17 protein-coding genes and 1 pseudogene are annotated in these 15,780 nt (G+C 73.1%); 10 read left to right on the top strand and 8 right to left on the bottom strand.

What is annotated here, in order from left to right:
- Positions 1-31 precede the first annotated feature (31 nt).
- The gene (locus GT358_RS12710) at positions 32-727 is read left to right on the top strand and encodes an SDR family oxidoreductase (RefSeq protein WP_166583008.1); all 696 of its coding nucleotides are present in this window, start codon (positions 32-34) and stop codon (positions 725-727) included.
- Positions 728-750: 23 nt separating this feature from the next.
- Here GT358_RS12710 and GT358_RS12715 read toward each other — a convergent pair whose 3' ends face one another.
- Both GT358_RS12715 and GT358_RS12720 read right to left on the bottom strand, forming a co-directional pair.
- Complete coding sequence (locus GT358_RS12715; RefSeq protein ID WP_166583009.1) at positions 751-972, bottom strand: hypothetical protein; 222 nt, start codon at positions 970-972, stop codon at positions 751-753.
- Positions 973-1,062: 90 nt separating this feature from the next.
- Positions 1,063-1,497: a cupin domain-containing protein gene (locus GT358_RS12720; protein ID WP_166583010.1), complete on the bottom strand. Its 435-nt coding sequence runs from the start codon at positions 1,495-1,497 to the stop codon at positions 1,063-1,065.
- Positions 1,498-1,548: 51 nt separating this feature from the next.
- On the opposite strand from GT358_RS12720, the gene GT358_RS12725 reads away from it, so the two are divergent.
- From GT358_RS12725 to galE, 6 genes are all read left to right on the top strand, one after another.
- The gene (locus tag GT358_RS12725; RefSeq protein WP_166583039.1) at positions 1,549-2,337 is read left to right on the top strand and encodes an ABC transporter ATP-binding protein; all 789 of its coding nucleotides are present in this window, start codon (positions 1,549-1,551) and stop codon (positions 2,335-2,337) included.
- 55 nt (positions 2,338-2,392) lie between these two features.
- Complete coding sequence (locus GT358_RS12730; RefSeq protein ID WP_166583040.1) at positions 2,393-3,343, top strand: ABC transporter permease; 951 nt, start codon at positions 2,393-2,395, stop codon at positions 3,341-3,343.
- Positions 3,340-4,185 (top strand): ABC transporter permease, encoded by an 846-nt coding sequence (locus GT358_RS12735; protein WP_166583011.1) that lies wholly within the window; start codon positions 3,340-3,342, stop codon positions 4,183-4,185. Before GT358_RS12730 ends, GT358_RS12735 begins: the two co-directional genes overlap by 4 nt.
- 17 nt (positions 4,186-4,202) lie before the next feature.
- Entirely contained in the window at positions 4,203-5,192 is a 990-nt protein-coding gene (locus tag GT358_RS12740) for an ABC transporter substrate-binding protein (RefSeq protein WP_166583012.1), read from the top strand.
- A 57-nt stretch (positions 5,193-5,249) separates the two neighbouring features.
- A complete protein-coding gene (locus tag GT358_RS12745; protein WP_166583013.1) occupies positions 5,250-7,259 on the top strand; it encodes a hydantoinase/oxoprolinase N-terminal domain-containing protein in 2,010 nt (669 codons plus the stop codon).
- A gap of 68 nt (positions 7,260-7,327) precedes the next feature.
- A complete protein-coding gene (galE, locus tag GT358_RS12750) occupies positions 7,328-8,365 on the top strand; it encodes a UDP-glucose 4-epimerase GalE (protein WP_166583014.1) in 1,038 nt (345 codons plus the stop codon).
- On the opposite strand, the gene GT358_RS12755 is transcribed toward galE, so the two are convergent.
- Both GT358_RS12755 and GT358_RS12760 read right to left on the bottom strand, forming a co-directional pair.
- On the bottom strand, positions 8,347-9,162 hold the full coding sequence (locus GT358_RS12755; protein WP_371416290.1) for a sugar transferase: 816 nt from the start codon (positions 9,160-9,162) through the stop codon (positions 8,347-8,349). The genes galE and GT358_RS12755 overlap by 19 nt on opposite strands.
- 118 nt (positions 9,163-9,280) lie before the next feature.
- A complete protein-coding gene (locus tag GT358_RS12760) occupies positions 9,281-10,099 on the bottom strand; it encodes a sulfotransferase family protein (protein ID WP_166583015.1) in 819 nt (272 codons plus the stop codon).
- 155 nt (positions 10,100-10,254) lie between these two features.
- Here GT358_RS12760 and GT358_RS12765 point away from each other — a divergent pair, with 155 nt between their 5' ends.
- The 3 genes and pseudogenes from GT358_RS12765 to GT358_RS12775 all read left to right on the top strand — a co-directional run.
- On the top strand, positions 10,255-11,832 hold the full coding sequence (locus GT358_RS12765) for a DUF5928 domain-containing protein (RefSeq protein WP_166583016.1): 1,578 nt from the start codon (positions 10,255-10,257) through the stop codon (positions 11,830-11,832).
- 13 nt (positions 11,833-11,845) lie between these two features.
- Entirely contained in the window at positions 11,846-12,217 is a 372-nt protein-coding gene (locus GT358_RS12770) for an HIT domain-containing protein (RefSeq protein ID WP_166583017.1), read from the top strand.
- A 69-nt stretch (positions 12,218-12,286) separates the two neighbouring features.
- Positions 12,287-12,505: pseudogene (locus tag GT358_RS12775) on the top strand (zinc-finger domain-containing protein); the annotation flags it as partial.
- An 88-nt stretch (positions 12,506-12,593) separates the two neighbouring features.
- On the opposite strand, the gene GT358_RS12780 reads toward GT358_RS12775, so the two are convergent.
- The 4 genes from GT358_RS12780 to GT358_RS12795 form a co-directional block, all read right to left on the bottom strand.
- Positions 12,594-13,868: an NAD(P)/FAD-dependent oxidoreductase gene (locus GT358_RS12780; protein ID WP_166583019.1), complete on the bottom strand. Its 1,275-nt coding sequence runs from the start codon at positions 13,866-13,868 to the stop codon at positions 12,594-12,596.
- 46 nt (positions 13,869-13,914) lie between these two features.
- The gene (locus GT358_RS12785; RefSeq protein ID WP_166583020.1) at positions 13,915-14,346 is read right to left on the bottom strand and encodes a c-type cytochrome; all 432 of its coding nucleotides are present in this window, start codon (positions 14,344-14,346) and stop codon (positions 13,915-13,917) included.
- A gap of 137 nt (positions 14,347-14,483) precedes the next feature.
- Positions 14,484-14,678 carry a hypothetical protein gene (locus tag GT358_RS12790; protein ID WP_166583021.1) on the bottom strand — a complete coding sequence of 65 codons (195 nt, stop codon included), beginning with the start codon at positions 14,676-14,678 and terminating at the stop codon, positions 14,484-14,486.
- Positions 14,679-14,940: 262 nt separating this feature from the next.
- A complete protein-coding gene (locus GT358_RS12795; RefSeq protein ID WP_166583022.1) occupies positions 14,941-15,717 on the bottom strand; it encodes an SDR family NAD(P)-dependent oxidoreductase in 777 nt (258 codons plus the stop codon).
- Between the last annotated feature and the right edge of the window lie 63 nt (positions 15,718-15,780).

A 15,780-nucleotide genomic window follows, 5' to 3' on the forward strand; every position in this document is an offset into this window, starting at 1 on the left:
TGAGGCCGGCGCCCGGACGGGGAGGGCGGCGATGACGGGGCGCGTGGCCGTGCTGACGGCCGCGGGCTCGGGGATCGGGGCCGCGGCGGCGCGCGAGCTGGCGCGGCAGGGCTGGGGCGTCGCGATCCTGTCGCCATCCGGCAAGGCCGAGGCGCTGGCGGCCGAGCTGGACGGGATCGGCGTCACGGGGTCCTACGAATCGGCCGACGACCTGGCGCGGCTGCGCGATGCGGCGCTGGCCCATTGGGGGCGGATCGATGCGCTGGTCTGCTCGGCCGGGCACGGGCCGAAGGGGGGCATGCTCGATCTCTCGGACGCGGACTGGCACCGCGCGTTCGAGGTGTATTTCCTGTCGGCGCTGCGCCCCATCCGCCTGATCGCGCCCCATCTGCCGCCGGGCGGCAGCATCGTCGCCGTCACCAGCTATGTCGCGCAGGAGCCGTCCGCGCTCTATCCCACATCTTCCGCGCTCCGGGCGGGGCTGCATGCGGCGCTCAAGCTCGTGGCCGACGAGCTGGGCCCCAGGGGCATCCGGGTCAACAGCGTCCTGCCCGGCTTCATCGATTCGATCCCGCAGCCGCCCGAGCGCTATGCGGGCGCGGCCCTCCGGCGGCAGGGTCGGGCAGAGGAGGCCGCGGCCGCCATCGCCTTTCTCTGTTCGGAGGCGGCCTCCTATGTGACCGGCACCACGCTGCGCGTGGATGGCGGCCTGTCGAGGCTGCCGTGAGACGGGCCCCGGCTCCCCCCCGCCTAGCGTCCCGCGAGGACGAGGCGGCCCGTGGCAGGGTCCCAGTCATGGGCGACGCGCGCCGCGGGCGCGAGCGCCGAGAGGTCCGGCGCGCTCCCATCGGCCCAGGGCGGCGCGGCGGCGGAGCCGAGCAGACGCTCGGCCAGGTGGCGGGCACGCTCCCCCGTGAGCGTGACCGTGACCGGCGCGCGCAATCCGGCGCGGCCGGAGGGTGTCGTCCCCATGGGAAGCCCCCGATCTTGGCGCGGTCGGCAGCCCGCGCGAATCACCTTCTAGCAGGCAAAGGTGAAGATTCGGTTAAGGCCGGAGGCGCCTCACGGCACCAGCGCGTCGAGATCGGGCAGGAGCACGACGCTTTCCTGCTCGTGCGGGTCCGTGCGCGCGATCACCGCGGTGCAGGGTTCGGGGCCGGGATTCCAGGGCAGGTGGGGCATGCCGGCCGGAATGTAGAGCATCTCGCCCGCGACGACCTCCAGCCGGTGCTGGAGCCGGTCGCCCCAGGCCATGACCGCGCGGCCCGACAGCACCAAGATGGCCGTCTCGTGCCCGTCATGACGGTGCGCGCGCGCCCGGCCGCCCGGCGGGATGGTCAGATGGTGCATGCAGAGCCCGCGGCTGCCCACGCTCTCGCGCGAGAGGCCCTCGTCGTAGGTGAAGCCCTGCCGGCCGCCATAGCGGACGAGACCGGGCGAGACCTTGCGGCAGGCCGGTTCCGCCGCCCCGTCCGTTGTCGCTGCGCATGAGGTCATGACATGTCTCCTGCTGCCGGAGCCGCGCTGATGGCCGACCATGCCGCCAGGATGCCACGCGCCGCCGCGCCCGTCATCGCCGCCGAGGGGCTCGACCTCGTCTACCGGACCGCCGACGGGCCGGTGCATGCGCTGCGCGACGTGACGCTCACCGTGAACCGGGGCGAGTTCGTGAGCTTCATCGGCCCTTCGGGCTGCGGCAAGACGACCTTCCTGCGCTGCGTCGCCGCGCTGGAGACGCCCACGGGCGGGCGGCTGTCGGTCAACGGGATGAGCCCGGACGAGGCGCGCCGCGCGCGCGCCTACGGCTATGTCTTCCAGGCCGCGGGCCTCTATCCGTGGCGCACGATCGAGGGCAACGTGCGGCTGCCGCTCGAGATCATGGGCTATCCGCGGGCCGAGGCGCGCGAGCGCGTGGCCCGGGTGCTCGATCTGGTGGAGCTGGGGGGGTTCGCGCGCAAGTATCCCTGGCAGCTCTCGGGGGGGATGCAGCAGCGCGCCTCCATCGCCCGCGCGCTCGCCTTCGATGCCGACATCCTGCTGATGGACGAGCCCTTCGGCGCGCTGGACGAGATCGTGCGCGACCGTCTCAACGAGGAGCTGCTGCGGCTGTGGGACCGGACGGGCAAGACGACGCTGTTCGTGACCCATTCGATCCCCGAGGCGGTCTATCTCTCCACCCGCATCGTGGTCATGTCGCCGCGGCCGGGCCGGATCACCGACGTGATCGAGAGCCCCCTGCCGCGCGAGCGCCCGCTGGAGATCCGCGAGAGCCCGGACTTCCTGGCCGTCGCCCATCGCGTGCGCGAGGGGCTGCGGGCCGGGCATGGGGACCTCTAGGATGGCCGCGCTGGCGGAGGCGGCAGCGGCCCCCCCGCGCGCCGGGGCGGGGCGGCTGCGCGCGGTGCTGCCGGTCCTGTCGGTGGTGCTGGCGCTGATGGCGGTCTGGTATCTGGCCGCGATCCCCATGAACGCGCGCGAGGCGCTGACGGCGGCCGAGCGGGCAGGGGCGGAGATCCGCGGAGGATCGGCGGCCGAGCGGGCGGGGCGCTCGGCGCTCGTGCTCGCCGCGCTCAATCCCGGACCGGCGGTCGCGGGGGCGTGGACGCAGGAGCGGCCCCGCCTGCCCGCCCCCCATCAGGTCCTGGCCGAGTTCTGGGCAAGCACGGTCGGCGAGGAGGTCTGGGGACGGCGGGGCCTGGTGCAATCGGGCAGCTTCTCGAACCGCAGCCTGATCTATCACGCGGGCATCACGCTGGGCGCGACCCTGGGCGGGTTCCTGATCGGCTCGGCGCTGGGCGTGCTGCTGGCGGCCGGGATCGTGCACAACCGCGCCATGGACCTGTCGGTGATGCCTTGGGCGATCGTGAGCCAGACCATCCCCATCGTCGCGCTGGCGCCGATGATCGTGGTGGTCATGAACTCGGTGGGGGTGGGGGGGTTCTGGCCCAAGGCGGTGATCTCGGCCTATCTGTCGTTCTTTCCGGTCGTGGTGGGCATGGTGAAGGGGTTCCGCACGCCGGACCGCGAGGGGCTCGACCTGATGCGGACCTGGAACGCGACGCGGGCGCAGGTGTTCTGGCGGCTGCGGGTGCCGTCCTCGGTGCCCTATCTCTTCGCCTCGCTGAAGATCGCGGTGGCGGCGGCGCTGGTGGGCACGATCGTGGGCGAGCTGCCGGTGCAGCGCGGTGGCCTCGGCGCGCGGATGCTGGCCGGCAGCTATTACGGCCAGACGGTGCAGATCTGGGCCGCGCTGCTGATGGCGGCGCTGCTGGCGGCGCTGCTGGTCTGGGCGATCGGCGCGCTGGAGCGGCGGGTGCTGCGGGCGATGGGGACGCGGCCGTGACGCTCGTGGCGCTGGCGGTGGCGGTCTGGCTGGGGGCCTGGGCGCTCAATGCCTGGCTGTCGGCGGGCGAGCGGGGGCGCAGCGCACCCGTCCGCGCGGCGGTGCCGCTGATCTTCGGGGCGACGATCCTGCTCGTCTGGGAGCTGGTCGTGCGCGGGCTTGCGGTGCCGCTCGCCATCCTGCCGCCGCCCTCGCGCATCGCCGCGACCTTTGCCGCGAACCTGCCGCTGCTCTGGGGCGATTTCGTGCAGACGATCGTGCGCGGCGCGCTGTCGGGCCTCGCGATCGGGGTGGCGGCGGCGCTGGTGGTGGCGGTGCTGGTGGACCGCTTCGACTGGCTGCGCCGGGGCCTGCTGCCGGTGGCGGGCTTCATGGCGGCGCTGCCCATCGTGGGCGTGGCGCCGATCATGGTGATGTGGTTCGGCTTTGGCCCCGCCTCCAAGGCGGCGGTCGTGGTGCTGATGGTGTTCTTTCCGATGCTGGTGAACGCGACCGCCGGGCTTCAGGACACCACGGCGATGCAGCGCGACCTGATGCGGACCTATGCGGCGGGCTACTGGCAGACGCTGTGGCGGCTGCGCCTGCCCGCGGCAATGCCCTTCCTGTTCAACGGGCTCAAGATCGCCTCCACGCTCGCCATGATCGGGGCCATCGTCGCCGAATTCTTCGGCAGCCCGACGCAAGGGGTGGGGTTCCGCATCTCGGCGGCCAACGGGGCGCTGCAGATGGACATGGTCTGGTCCGCGATCCTGGTGGGCGCCCTTGCGGGCAGCGCGATCTACGGCATGATCGCGCTGGCGGAGCGGGCGGCGACCTTCTGGCATCCCTCTCAACGTCGATAACAACAGGGAGACACCGAATGACGAGACATCTCTCCATGGCTTCGGCCCTGGCCGTGGTGCTGGCCGCCCCCGCCCTGGCGCAGGACCCGGTCACGCTGCAGCTCAAATGGGTGACGCAGGCGCAGTTCGCGGGCTATTACGCCGCGCTCGACCAGGGCTTCTACGAGGAGGAGGGGCTCGATGTCACGATCCTGCCCGGCGGGCCCGACATCGCGCCGCCGCAGGTGATCGCCGGCGGGGGGGCGGACGTGATCGTGGAATGGATGCCCGCCGCGCTGGCCGCGCGCGAGGCGGGCGTGCCGCTCGTCAACATCGCGCAGCCCTTCCAGAATTCGGGGATGCAGCTGACCTGCTGGGCCGACACGGGCATCCAGTCGCCCGAGGACCTGGCCAACCGCACGCTGGGCGTCTGGTTCTTCGGCAACGAATATCCGTTCCTGTCCTGGATGAGCCAGCTCGGCCTGTCGACCGACGGGCGCTCGGAGACGGGGGTGGAGGTCCTCAAGCAGGGCTTCAACGTGGACCCGCTCCTGCAGCGGCAGGCGGACTGCATCTCGACCATGACCTACAACGAGTACTGGCAGGTCATCGACGCGGGCGTGTCGCCCGAGGAACTCGTCAACTTCCGCTACGAGGACCAGGGCGTGGCCACGCTCGAGGACGGGCTCTATGTGCTCGAGCCCAACCTCGAGGACCCGGCCTTCGTGGACAAGATGGCCCGCTTCGTGCGCGCCTCCATGCGCGGCTGGCAATGGGCCATGGAGAACCCCGAGGAGGCGGCCGAGATCGTGCTCGAATACGACGAGACGGGCGCGCAGACGCTCGAGCATCAGGTGCGGATGATGGAGGAGGTGGCCAAGCTGATCGGCGAGTCGACCGGCGCGCTGGACCCCGCTGATGCCGAGCGCACGGTGGACACGCTGCTTGCGGGCGGGTCGGACCCGGTGATCACCGCCCGGCCGGAGGGGGCCTGGACCTCCGTCGTCACGGATGCGGCGCTGAACTGATCCCCCTCGCGGCGGCCTCCGGTCGGGGCCGCCGCGTCTGCTGCTGCGGGTGATGCCATGAATGTCCTGCTGGGGATCGATACCGGCGGGACCTATACGGATGCCGCGATCCTCGATGCCGCCGAGACGCGCGTCCTGGCCAAGGCCAAGGCGCTGACCACGCGGCCGGACCTGTCGGGCGGGGTGGGCGCGGCCATCGACGCGGCCCTGCGCGCGGCCGGCGTCGCGCCGGAGGCGGTGGGCATGGTCTCGCTCTCGACGACGCTGGCCACCAACGCGCTGGTCGAGGGGCAGGGGGGGTGCGCGGCGCTGGTGGCGATCGGCTTCGACGCGGGCGACCTCGGGCGGGACGGCCTGCCCGAGGCACTGGGCGCGGACCCGCTGATCGCGGTGGCGGGCGGGCACGACCATGCGGGGGCCGAGCGTGCGCCGCTCGACCGCGAGGGGCTGGCCGCGGCGCTGGCGCGGCTGCCCGCGGGGCTGACGGGGGTGGCGGTCGCGGCGCGCTTTGCCACGCGCAACCCCGCCCACGAGGAGGCCGCGCGCGAGATGGTGCGCGCGGCCACGGGCCTGCCCGTCACCTGCTCGCACGAGCTCTCGGCCTCGCTCGGGGGGCCGCGGCGGGCGCTGACGGCGCTGCTCAACGCGCGGCTCGTGGGGCTGATCGCGCGGCTGCTGCACGCCGTCGAGGGGCACATGGCCCGGCGCGGCATCCGCGCGCCGCTGATGGTGGTGCGCGGGGACGGCGCGCTGATGGCGGCCGCGGTCGCGCATGAGCGGCCCGTCGAGACGATCCTGTCGGGTCCTGCCGCCTCGGCCGCCGGCGCGGCCTGGCTCGCGCGCGAGCCGCTCGCGCTCGTCTCGGATATCGGCGGGACGACGACGGACATCTGCCTGCTGCGCGATGGCCGGCCGGCCATCGACCCCGAGGGGGCGCGGGTGGGCCCGTGGCGCACCATGGTCGAGGCGGTCGCCATGCGCACCCATGGCCTCGGCGGGGACAGCGAGGTGGGGGTGGAGGGGGGGCTCTCGGGCGCGCTGCGTCTGGGGCCGCGCCGCCTCGTGCCCGTGGCGCTGCTCGCGCGCGACCATCCGGGCCCGGTCCATGCGGCGCTCGACGCCGCACTTGCGCAGGCGGCCGTGCCGGACGGGGCGGGCCGCTTCGTCCTGCCGCTCTGGGAGGCGCCGCCCGAGGGGCTGGACCCGCGCGAGGCGGCCGTGGCGGCACGGCTGGGCGGGGGGCCCCTGCCGCTGGGGGAGGTGCTGCGCAGCCGCGCGGAGGCCCCGGCGCTGCGGCGGCTGGTGGCGCGCGGGCTCGTGGCCGAGGCGGGGGCGACGCCCACGGATGCCGCGCATGTGCTGGGCCTGCAGCGCGACTTCGACGCGGAGGCGGCCGGCAAGGCGCTGGCGCTTCTGGCGCGGCGGCGCGCGGGATCGGGCGAGGCCCTGGCCCCGGATGCCGGCGCGATGGCGCGCCGCATCCTGGACGCGCTGGCCGGGCGCAGCGCCGAGGCCCTGCTGGAAGCGGCCCTGGCCGAGGAGGGGGGCTGGGAGGAGCCCGCGGCGCTCGCGCGGCACCCGCTCGCGCAGGCGGGGCTGCGGGGGCACGAGGGGCTGGTGCGGGCGCGGCTCGCGCTCGGCGTGCCGGTGATCGCGCTGGGCGCCTCGGCTGGGACGCACTACCCGGCGGTGGGCGCGCGTCTGGGCACGCGGGCGGTCGTGCCCGAGCATGCCGAGGTCGCCAATGCCGTGGGCGCGGTGGTCGGGCGCGTGACCGCCGCGGCCGAGGGGACGGTGACGATCCCCGCGCCGGGCCTGGCGGTCGCGCACGGGCCCGGCGGCCCGCGCCGCTTCGCCGATCCCGAGGCGGCGCTGGCCGCGCTGCGCGAGGCGCTGCGGGCCGAGGCGCGGGCGCGCGCCGCGCGGGCCGGGGCGGAGGAGACGGAATTCCTCGAGACCGAGACGCGGCAGGAGGCCGAGGTGGAGGGGCGCCGCGTGCCGGTGGAGCTGCGGCTGCGGGTCGTGGCGCAGGGCCGCGCCCGGCTGGGCCGCGAGGCGGCGGGCTGAGACTGCGCGGGGGCTTGATCCCGCCGGGCCCCGGCCCGACAAGGCCGCGGGCCTGGCGGAGGGTTAGGATGCGGGTTCTGGTCACGGGCGGGGCAGGCTATCTGGGCAGCCACACGCTTCTGGAACTGCTGGGGCAGGGCCACGAGGCCCTCGTGGTGGACGATTTCCGCAACGCGAGTCCCGTCGCGCTCGAGCGCGTGCGCGCGCTGAGCAACGGCGGCGCCTTCGGGGTCGAGCGGCTCGACATCCGCGACGCGCCCCGCCTGGTCGAGGCCGCGCGCGCCTTCCGGCCCGAGGCGGCGATCCACTTCGCGGGGCTCAAGTCCGTGGGCGAGAGCGGGGCGCGCGCGCTCGACTACTGGGACGTGAACGTGGGCGGCACGGTGGCCCTGCTGCGGGCGCTCGAGGAGGCGGGCTGCGGCCTCGTGATCTTTTCCTCCTCGGCCACCGTCTATGGCGAGCCGGCCGAGCCGCGCCCCTTCCGCGAGGACGACCCCGTGCGCCCGGCCAACGTCTATGGCCGCACCAAGGCCGCGGCCGAGGCGGTGCTGCGCGACTGGGCGGCGGCGGCGCCGGGGCGGGCGGCGCTGCTGCTGCGCTACTTCAACCCGGTGGGGGCCCATGCCTCGGGCCGGATCGGCGAGGACCCGCGCGGCGTGCCCGAGAACCTGATGCCCTTTCTCGCGCAGGTGGCGACGGGGCGGCGGGCGGCCCTGCGCATCTGGGGCTCGGACTATCCGACCCCCGACGGGACGGGGGTGCGCGACTACATCCATGTGGAGGACCTGGCCGAGGCGCATGTGGCGGCGCTTGCGCGGGCCCGGCACCTGGCGGGCGCGGGCGGCGGGGCGGAGGCGTTCAACCTCGGGACCGGCAAGGGCACCAGCGTGCTCGAGATGCTCAGGGCCTTCGAGGCGGTGGTGGGCCGTCCGCTGCCCCACGAGATGGCGCCGCGCCGGTCCGGCGACGTGGCCGAGATGCGGGCCGATTGCAGCCGGGCGGCGGCGGATCTGGGCTGGCGGGCGCGGCGCGACCTGCGGGCGATGGTCGAGAGCCTGTGGCGCTGGCAGAGCGCCAATCCCGACGGCTACGGCACCGACGGCTGAGGGGTGGCAGAGGGCGTTGTGGCTCCGGGCGCCTGCGGGGGCGGCGGGGCGGGATCGGGGCTGCGGCGGAACGGGCGCAGTGCCGTGCGCGCCACGAGGCAGAGGTCGAGCCAGAGGCTCCAGCGGCGCTGGTAGAGCAGGTCGAGCCGCGCCTTGCGGGGGATGCAAAGCCGACGATAGACCGCCTCCGTCTCGTCCGGCGTGCGGCAGGCGGCCAGAAGCCGCTCCTCCTCCTCGTGGAAGACGAGGGTGGCGAGCCCTGTGATTCCCGGCCGGGCCTGCAGGACGCGCCCGTAGAGTTCGGGATAGGCCTCGACATAGCGGCGCAGGGGCGGGCGGGGTCCCACGAGGCTCATCTCGCCGCGCAGGACGTTCCAGAGCTGGGGCAGCTCGTCGGCGCGGGTGCGCCGCAGGAAGCGGTGGAGCCGCGACATCGCCGCGGCCTTGTCGCCCCCCGTCACGCCGCCCACGGCATCCGCGCCCACCGCCATGGTGCGGAACTTGATGAGCCGGAAGGGGCGGCCCGGCGCGGCCATCCGCTCGCTCATGTAGAGGATGGGGCGCCCTTCGGCCACCAGCAGGACCAGGGCCACCAGAAGCATGACCGGCCACAGCAGCAGAAGCAGCACGAGCGAGACCGACAGGTCGAAGGCCCGCTTGCCCCAGGGCATCCGGCCCGGCCGCGCGACGACCGGCGGTGCCGGGCGAGCGGTCCGAACGGCCGGACGGCCGCGGCGGGAGGAGTCCATCCCCGCGGGCGTGAAGGGGCGGGCCAAGGCGGTGTCGATCTTGGTCATGGCCCTGTCTAGGCCGATCGCCGACGGAGGATCAAGCGCTTGTGAGCCGTTCGCGACGGGAGTGTGGAGGACCGGCCGCCCCCCTCGGCGCCTTTGCGCCGACGGGCGTGCGTCCGGCCTAGTCCGCGAGCTTGGCGTGAACCTCCTCGAGGTCGATCGCCCGGCGCGGCTCGCGCCGGTCGGGATCGTCGAAGTCGTAGCCGAAGAGCTGGAAGTCCCGGCGGTAGATCTCCCACATCAGGTGGCGCGACAGGTCGTCGAAATAGGCCGAGACGGGATGGGCCCGCGGGGGGCCGTGCCCCTCGCTCTCGTTGAAGCGGGGAATCGCGCCCAGATCGACCGGATGGGGCGTCTGCGCCCGCCCGAGGACGCCTCCCATCCCCTCGTCGAAGCGTTCGGTGGGAAAGATGACGTCGTAGCGCCCGCCATTGACGATGAAGGTGGAGATGTGCCCCGACATCGCCGACCAGTGGATGTCGGGGTCCATCGGCTTGCGGAAGCGGATCGTGTCGCGCGCAAAGAGCAGGAACCGGCGAAAGGAGCGGATCTGGTCGAACTGCCAGCCGTCCTCGGGGCGTCCGACCTCCACGCCGTAGCGCTGGACCAGCATCGGCACGAGGTTGCCGCGATAGCGCCGGCCGTTGCGCTGGATGCCCGCGATCTTGTCGAGAAAGCACGACAGGATGCGCGCATAGGGGTTGCGCACCGCCGTGAAGGCCACGCCGCGCCGCGCGCGCACCGCTTCCTCGATGGGGCCCTGGCTGCCGGGAAGGGCCCATTTGTGCAGGCCCTCCTCGGCGTCGTGGATGTCGCCCGCGAAGAAGCGGCCGTGATCGGAGAAGAACATGATCTGCCCGATCGTGGAGCAGGCGCATTTGGGCACGACCCGGTAGATCAGGCTGCCGCTCTGCGTCATCCAGGTGCCCGGAAACCCCATCGGCCCTCTGCCCCCCGTTGTGCCGCCCCCCGGCCGGGGGCCCTGTGGCCGGCCGGACCTCCGGGCGGAGGAAGCGGCGGACCGGGCCTGTTTATTCATCCTTCGTTCACGCTATCAAGGCTAAACCCTGCGGGGACAGCCAGCGAGCCTCAGCCATGGCGCAGATCGCCTTTATCCTGCTCTGCCACAAGGACCCGGACGCGATCATCCAGCAGGCCATGCAGCTGACGGCGGCGGGCGATTGCGTCGCCATCCATTTCGACGCCCGCGCGCCCCGCGCGGCCTACGAGCGCATCCGCGCCGGCCTGGCCGGCAACCCGTCCGTCGTCTTTGCGCGCCGGCGCCTGCGCTGCGGCTGGGGCGAATGGAGCCTGGTGGCCGCCACGCTGCTGGCGGTGGAGGCGGCGGTGGCGGCCTTTCCGCGGGCCACGCATTTCTACATGCTGTCGGGCGACTGCATGGCCATCAAGTCCTCGGCCTATGCCCGCGCCTTCCTCGACGCGGAGGAATGCGACTATGTGGAGAGCTTCGACTTCTTCGAGTCGGACTGGATCAAGACCGGCCTCAAGGAGGAGCGCCTCCTCTACCGCTTCTTCTTCAACGAGCGCGCGCACAAGCGCCTGTTCTACCTCGCGCTGGACTGGCAGAAGCGGCTGGGGCTGGCGCGGCGCGTGCCGGCCGACATTCAGGTGATGATCGGCTCGCAATGGTGGTGCCTGCGGCGGCGGACGATCGAGGCGATCCTGCGCTTCGTGCGCGAGCGGCGCGACGTGGTGCGCTTCTTCCGCACGACCTGGATCCCGGACGAGACCTTCTTCCAGACCCTCGTGCGCCATCTGGTGCCAGAGCCGGAGATCCGCTCGCGCACGCTGACATTCCTGATGTTCACCGATTACGGAGTGCCGGTGACGTTCCACAACGACCATTACGACCTGCTGATCGCGCAGGACTACCTGTTCGCGCGCAAGATCAGCCCCGAGGCCGCGGAGCTCAAGCGGCGGCTGGGGCGGCTGTGGGCGTCCGGCCGGACCGATTTCCGCATCTCGGGCGAGGGGCGGCGCCTCTACCAGTTCCTCACGGGGCGCGGCCGGATCGGCCGGCGCTTCGCCCCGCGCTTCTGGGAGCGGGAGGCGAGCCTGGGTCCCGAGCACGAGCTTCTGATCGTGGCCTGCAAGAAGTGGCACGTGGCCAAGCGCCTGGTCGGCTCGATCAAGCACCACACCAACATTCCCGCGATCGACTACCTCTTCAACGAGGAGGACACGCCCCTGCCCGACCTGGGCGGCATCCAGACCACCCTGGCCAAGCGCACGCGCCACCGCCGCGCGCTGATGCGCATGCTGTTCGACTTCCACGAGACCGACCGGCTGGTGATCTGCCTCGACCCGGGCAGCATGGACCTGTTGCAGGACTTCTACGCCGACCGGGCGCTGACCCGGCTTCTGGAGGTCGAATGCCAGTTCACCGACGCCTATCTGGTCGGCCATGCGCAGCGGATCGGCCTGGCGGGCGAGCAGACCCCGCCCGAGACGATGGCGCAGATCCTGCCGGCCATCCGCTTCGACATCCGCCACGAGAGCGACCGGATCCGCGATGCGGGATTTCCCCGCCACGGGCGCATCTCCGAACTGCGCAGCCCCGAGGAGAATGCCGGGCCGATCGCCGCCTTCCTGTCCGTGAGCGCGGAAACCGCGCGCGGCATCGCCGAGACCCCCTATCTGTTCAGCGACTGAGAAAGGACCGCCCATGGCCACCGCCCCCTATGACGAGGGCAACGTCTTCGCCCGCATCCTGCGGGGCGAGATTCCCGCCGACATCGTCCACCAGACCGAGCACGCGATCGCCTTTCGCGACCTGCGCCCGCAGGCGCCCGTCCATGTACTGGTGATCCCGCGCGGGACCTATCGCGACCTTGCGGATTTCGCCGCCCATGCCTCCGCGGCCGAGCAGGCGGGCTTCATGGCCTGCGTGAGCGAGTGCGTGCGCCTGCTCGGCCTCGAGGAGGGGGGCTTTCGCGCCATCGCCAATGCGGGGCCGAACGCCCATCAGGAGGTGCCGCATTTCCACCTTCACCTTCTGGGGGGGCGTCCGCTGGGGCCCCTTCTGGCGCGGGCCTGACGGCCGCGCGGCCCTTTTCCCGGCGCGCGGCGCAGGCTAGACCGCGCCGCGACCCCTTGCGAGACCCCGATGACCGAGATCCGTCCGCTCCGCCGCACCGACCATCCCGATCCGACCGGCCTGCCGCCGCCGGAGGTCAAGATCGTCTCCGCCTGGCGCGTGTCCTGCGACGGCGGCCAGGGCGCGCTGGGCCATCCGCGCGTGTGGCTGTCGATCCCGCACGAGACGGGCTTCGTCGATTGCGGCTATTGCGACGCGCGCTTCGTGCACGCCTCGGCCGCGCCCGCCGCTGCAGGCGCGGCCGGTCCGGCCGACCACGTCCAGCCCGCCGACCGGGGCGCCCCCGTCCGGGGGCCCCAGCCGGGCTGAGGGGCCTTCAGCCGAACATGTCGGCCACGATGGCGTCGTACCAGTCGAGGCTTTCGCGATAGGTCGCGGCGCGCAGCTCCGCGTCCTCCCCCGTCTGGGACACGAAGTTCGAGCCCTCGACGGTGGCGATCTTCTCCTCCGTGGGCTCGTAGGTGGCGCCGATCTTGACGCCGTTCTCGGGGCCGAGCAGCGACCAGCAGGTATTGGCGTAGCGGGCCGGGAAGGCGCGCGATCCGGTCAGTTCGCTGCGCACGACCATGGCCGCGACCTTGGCCTGGCTGTTGGCGGCATAGGCCGACTTGGGCATGTCGCCCTGCTGGGCGCTGTCGCCCAGGACGAAGATCGCCTCGTCCTCGCGCGAGCGCATGTCGAAGGCCGAGACCGGCACCCAGCCCGCCTCGTTCACGAGGCCCGCGCGATGGGCGATCCGGCCGGCTTCCTGCGGGCCGATGATGTTGGCGGCATCGGCGCGGAAGGTCTCGGTCGCGGTGACGATCTCCATCGTCCCGGCGTCCACGCGCTCGACGGGCCCCACGAGATCGGTGGGCAGCCGGTCGATCATGCCCGGATAGAGGGTGCCCCAGGCCTCCTCGAAGAGGGCCTGCTTGGAGAACGTCTCCTTGGGGTCGATGAGGACGATCTTGGCCGTGGGATTGGTGCCGCTCAGCAGGTGGGCGATCATGGAGATGCGCTCGTAGGGGCCGGGCGGGCAGCGGTAGGGGTTGGGCGGAGCCACCATCACGAACAGCCCGCCCGGCGGCATGGCCTCGATCTGGGCGCGCAGCAGGGCGACCTGCGTGCCCCCGGTATAGGCGTGCGGCATCCGCGCCAGGGCCGCGATGTCCCAGCCCTCGATCGCGTCCTGCCGGAAGGCGATGCCCGGCGACAGGATCAGCCGGTCGTAGGGCACCGAGCCGCCGGAGGCGAGGCGCACCTCGCGCGCGTCGCGGTCGATCGCATCGGCCCAGTCGTGGACGACGTTGATCCCGTATTCGGTGGCCAGCCGCGCATAGGAATGCCCGAGGCTCTCCAGATCGCGGAAGCCCCCGATGTAGAGGTTGCCGAAATAGCAGGTGTCATAGCGGCGCGCGGGTTCGATCAGCGTGACGTCGATCGCGCCGGCGCCGTCGCGCGCCAGATAGCGCGCCGCCGTCGCCCCGCCCGATCCGCCGCCCACCACCACCGCGCGCGGCCGCGCCTGGCCGAGCACCGCCGGGGCCGCCAGCACCGCAAGCCCTGCCGCACCGGCTCCCAGGAAGCCGCGCCGTCCGATCCGTCTCATGGGTTCTCCTCCCTCCCTCATCCCGTGCGCACCAGGCCGCCCCTTTTCAGGGCGCGCGCGACTCGAAATAGACCGCAAGCGCCGCGATCTCCTCGTCCGACAGGCGTTGCGCCATCGTCCGCATCGTGGGGTTCTCCCCCAGCCCCGAGCGGTAGGCCGCAAGGCTGGTCGCGATCGCCTCGGCCGGCCAGCCGACGATGTCCGGGATGCCCTCGCCGCCTGCCCCCTCCCGGTGGCAGGCGGTGCAATCCCCTGACAGAAAGGCGCCCCATTCGGGGTCGGCCTCCGGTAGAAGGGCCAGCAGACGGTCCAGGTCCGCCTCGTCCGGACCGGCCGCGGCCGGGCTCGCTGCCGGCTCCTCCGCGACCGGACCGCCCGGCTCCTCCGCCAGGGCAGGACCTGCCAGCAGCAGAAGGCCGAGGATCGCTCCCCCGATGCGGACGGAATGGGGCGGGTGTCGCGTGTCTGCTGGGGCCATGGCCGCTCCGCTGCTCTCCTCCCTGCCGGGCCCCGGACGGGGGGTGCCGCCTGGGGGCACCCCTCTCGATCCGGCCCGCCGCGTCAGCGTGGACCGGGCGAACCCCTCGGCGCAAGGGGTTTGCGCGAAAGGGCGGCTCAGATCCCGTGGCGAAGGGCCTGCCCCGTCTCCGCGTCGAACAGGATCATGTCGGACGGGGCGAAGGTCAGGCCGATCCGCTGGCCCAGGAGAGACCGGTGCAGGCCCGGCAGGACGACGGACAGGACGGGCCCGGCTGCGGACCCGTCCAGCGGACCGCTCAGCACCGTCTCGGTCCCGAGATTCTCGGCCACCGCCACCCGGAGAGAGAGCGCGGCCCGCTCGCGCCGGGATCCTCGCTGCCACCCCGCCGGCCTGGTTCCGGCGACCGTGGGCCCGGCGGCTGACGGGAGCCGCGATGCTCGACCGCCTGACCGGCCGGAGCCCGCAGCATGCCCGTTGGGTCAGGGGTGCTGCCCGAAGGCTTGTCCAGGCCCGGGCGTCCCCCGTCCGGGATGGCCGGCCCGGGATGCGAGAGGCCAGCCCGCCCTTCGCTGCGGGCGCGGCGGTGCGGCGTCAGCCATGGGCCCAGCCTCCGTCGATCAGGAAGGCCTGGCCCGAGGCCATGCGCGACTGGTCGGAGGCCAGAAACAGCGCCATCGCCGCGACATCCTCCGGCATCACCCGCCCGCGGAGGGGCTGGTTGCGCTCGAGCCAGGCCTCCGTCTCGGGATTGAGCCAGAGCGCGACCTGCCGCTCGGTCATCACCCAGCCGGGGACGAGCGCGTTGACCCGCACCCCGTGCGGTCCCAGTTCGCGCGCCATGGCCCGCGTCAGCCCGTGCATGGCGGCCTTGGCGGTCTCGTAGACCGGGAGGCCGGGGCTCAGCACCATCCAGCTGATCGACCCCAGATTGATGATGGACCCGCCGCCCGCCTCGATCATGCCGGGCGCGACGGCCTGGATGGCGAAGAAGGCGTGCCGCAGGTTGACGGCCATGCGCGCCTCCCACTCGTCGGGCTCCACGCGGCGCCAGTCGTGCCGGCTGTCGTCGGCCGCGTTGTTGACGAGGCAGCGCACGGGCCCGGCCTGCCGCTGCAGGCGCCCGATCGCGGCGCGATAGGCGCCGAGATCCGTCACGTCGGCGGCGACGAACCGGCAAGCCGCCCCCAGTTCCGCAGCCAGCCGCTCGCCGCGGGCGGCGTCGCGATCCACGAAGGAGACCGCGGCGCCCTGCGCGGCGAAGGCGCGGACCATGGCCTCGCCGATGCCGCTGGCGCCGCCCGACACGAGGACATGGGCTTCCGCCAGGTCGGCATAGCGCACCCCGTTCCACAGATGGCTCGATGTCATCGGCTGCTCCTCCCCGGTTGACCGCCGACATCTGATATACTAGTCGTCAACGAAAGGGGAGGA

The sequence above is a fragment of the Rubellimicrobium sp. CFH 75288 genome (assembly GCF_009904055.1).
In the GTDB taxonomy this organism is placed as follows: domain Bacteria; phylum Pseudomonadota; class Alphaproteobacteria; order Rhodobacterales; family Rhodobacteraceae; genus Rubellimicrobium.

Coding starts and splice junctions, on each gene's coding strand:
- GT358_RS12785 (WP_166583020.1), bottom strand. CDS start 14,346: ATGGCCCCAGCAGACACGCGACACCCGCCCCATTCCGTCCGCATCGGG.
- GT358_RS12760 (WP_166583015.1), bottom strand. CDS start 10,099: ATGGGGTTTCCGGGCACCTGGATGACGCAGAGCGGCAGCCTGATCTAC.
- GT358_RS12795 (WP_166583022.1), bottom strand. CDS start 15,717: ATGACATCGAGCCATCTGTGGAACGGGGTGCGCTATGCCGACCTGGCG.
- GT358_RS12745 (WP_166583013.1), top strand. CDS start 5,250: ATGAATGTCCTGCTGGGGATCGATACCGGCGGGACCTATACGGATGCC.
- GT358_RS12740 (WP_166583012.1), top strand. CDS start 4,203: ATGACGAGACATCTCTCCATGGCTTCGGCCCTGGCCGTGGTGCTGGCC.
- GT358_RS12755 (WP_371416290.1), bottom strand. CDS start 9,162: ATGACCAAGATCGACACCGCCTTGGCCCGCCCCTTCACGCCCGCGGGG.
- GT358_RS12720 (WP_166583010.1), bottom strand. CDS start 1,497: ATGACCTCATGCGCAGCGACAACGGACGGGGCGGCGGAACCGGCCTGC.
- GT358_RS12710 (WP_166583008.1), top strand. CDS start 32: ATGACGGGGCGCGTGGCCGTGCTGACGGCCGCGGGCTCGGGGATCGGG.
- galE (WP_166583014.1), top strand. CDS start 7,328: ATGCGGGTTCTGGTCACGGGCGGGGCAGGCTATCTGGGCAGCCACACG.
- GT358_RS12770 (WP_166583017.1), top strand. CDS start 11,846: ATGGCCACCGCCCCCTATGACGAGGGCAACGTCTTCGCCCGCATCCTG.
- GT358_RS12725 (WP_166583039.1), top strand. CDS start 1,549: ATGCCACGCGCCGCCGCGCCCGTCATCGCCGCCGAGGGGCTCGACCTC.
- GT358_RS12780 (WP_166583019.1), bottom strand. CDS start 13,868: ATGAGACGGATCGGACGGCGCGGCTTCCTGGGAGCCGGTGCGGCAGGG.
- GT358_RS12765 (WP_166583016.1), top strand. CDS start 10,255: ATGGCGCAGATCGCCTTTATCCTGCTCTGCCACAAGGACCCGGACGCG.
- GT358_RS12715 (WP_166583009.1), bottom strand. CDS start 972: ATGGGGACGACACCCTCCGGCCGCGCCGGATTGCGCGCGCCGGTCACG.